Origin of the sequence: Phenylobacterium sp., assembly GCF_030654915.1 — a bacterium.
GTDB lineage: Bacteria > Pseudomonadota > Alphaproteobacteria > Caulobacterales > Caulobacteraceae > Phenylobacterium.
This window is the reverse complement of the sequence record NZ_JAURWM010000026.1, coordinates 1-1440: the sequence shown is the minus strand read 5'-3', so window position 1 is coordinate 1440 and position 1440 is coordinate 1. Positions and strand designations below refer to the sequence as shown.

The window sequence follows — 1440 nt, the reverse complement described above, 5'->3', positions numbered from 1 at the left end:
TGGAGATGCTGCTTCATGGCGAACAGTCCATCGAGCTGTTCCGGCCCCTCCCCCCCGAAGGCAGCGTCGAGGTGAGCGGCCGCATCACTGAGGTCTGGGACAAGGGAAAGGCCGCCGTTCTGGGGGTCGAGGGTGTGGCCCGCGACGCCGACGGCGACCTATTCCGGACCCATGCCACCCTGTTTGTCCGCGGCGCGGGCGGTTTTGGCGGCGAGCGCGGACCCTCGAGCGGAGATGGTGCCGTCCCCAACCGCTCTCCGGATATTGTGGCCAACTTCGAGACCCGTCCAGAACAAGGCGCGGTCTACCGGCTGTCGGGCGACCGGAATCCGATCCATATCGACCCGGCGTTCGCTAGGATGGGCGGGTTCGACGCGCCCTTCATGCACGGGCTGTGCACCTACGGCATTGTGGGTCGCGCCATCTTGCGAGAGCTATGCGCCGACGATCCGGCCACCTTCCATTCCTTCCAGGGCCGGTTCGCTGACCGGGTGCTGTATGGGGACACTATCGTCACCAAGATCTGGCGTACCGGCGACGGCGAGGCCATCGTGCAGGGCGAAACCGCGGATGGGCGTATCGTGCTGTCTCAAGCCAGGGCGACGTTCGCTCTCCCAGCATAGGCCTCGATATGTCGCCCTATCCTCACCTGCTGTCACCGCTGGACCTGGGGTTCGTTACGCTCCCGAACCGCACGCTGATGGGCTCCATGCATACAGGCCTTGAGGAAGCGCCTGACGGATATGATCGACAGGCTCGGTTCTTCGCCCGGCGGGCGAAGGGCGGCGCGGGCCTGATCGTGACCGGCGGCATATCGCCCAATGAGGCGGGCCGGCTCGGCAGGAACGGCGCGGTGATGTGCGAAGCCGCCGTGGCTGGACACGCCCAGATCACGTCCGCTGCGCGCCAGTCCGGCGGGCTGATCGTGCTGCAGCTCCTCCACGCTGGCCGCTATGCGCGTCACGACGGCCTCGTCGCCCCGTCGCCGATCGCCTCGAGAATAAACCCGCTGACGCCGCGCGAGCTGACCGAGGAGGAGATTCTCGTCACGATCGAGGACTTCGCCACCGCTGCGATGCTCGCCAAGGAGGCGGGCTACGACGGGGTGGAGATCATGGGTTCGGAAGGTTACTTGCTGAACCAGTTCCTGGCGCCGCGCACCAATCAGCGCACCGACCGCTGGGGTGGCTCTGCGGCCAATCGCCAGCGGCTGCCTGCCGAGATCGTCAGGGCGGTTCGCGCCCGCTGCGGCGAGCGGTTCATTCTCGTCTACCGGCAGTCGCTGCTTGATCTTGTGGAGGGCGGCAGCACCGTCGCTGAGGGGGTCGATCAGGCCAAGACGGTCGCGGCCGCCGGCGCGAACCTGGTCAATACGGGGATTGGCTGGCACGAGGCGCGGATCCCCACCATCGCCCACATGGTGCCCCGCGGAGCCTTCGC

General features: G+C 67.2%; 1 protein-coding gene and 1 pseudogene. Both read left to right on the top strand.

Annotated elements, in window-relative coordinates; translation table 11 throughout:
- Positions 1-623, top strand: a 623-nt coding sequence (locus tag Q7T84_RS00910; protein WP_304805677.1) for a MaoC family dehydratase, incomplete at its 5' end; no start/stop codon positions are given.
- Positions 624-631: 8 nt separating this feature from the next.
- Positions 632-1440 (top strand): annotated as a pseudogene (fadH, locus tag Q7T84_RS00905) (NADPH-dependent 2,4-dienoyl-CoA reductase); the annotation flags it as partial.